Genomic DNA, 297 nt, shown 5'->3' with positions numbered 1-297 from the left:
GCCTCTGCTGTGGATGCGCCTTAAAACGGTGGTGACGCAGCAACGTTTTGACTGGGTAGGCTACGATGATTCACGTCCGCTGCCTGTTTCCATTCCGTCTATGCCGCTGTCGCTGACCGTCGTGCTGACGGGTGACCGTGAATCTCTGGCTGATTTCCAGGAAATGGAGCCAGAACTCGCGGAGCAGGCGGTTTACAGCGAATTTGAAGACAATATTCAGATCGCCGATGCCGATGACATGGCGCAGTGGTGTCAGTGGGTTATGGCCGTGGCGGAACGTTTCGCGCTGCCCTCGCC

Annotated in this window: 1 pseudogene; it reads left to right on the top strand. The window is 57.2% G+C overall.

The features are described 5' to 3' along the window. A pseudogene (locus RTW80_RS28625) lies at positions 1 to 297 on the top strand (Lon protease family protein); the annotation flags it as partial.

The organism is Escherichia sp. AM3 (assembly GCF_032029835.1).
Classification (GTDB): domain Bacteria; phylum Pseudomonadota; class Gammaproteobacteria; order Enterobacterales; family Enterobacteriaceae; genus Escherichia; species Escherichia coli.
The sequence above is the reverse complement of the archived record's forward strand: the minus strand, read 5'-3'. Positions and strand labels throughout refer to the sequence as shown.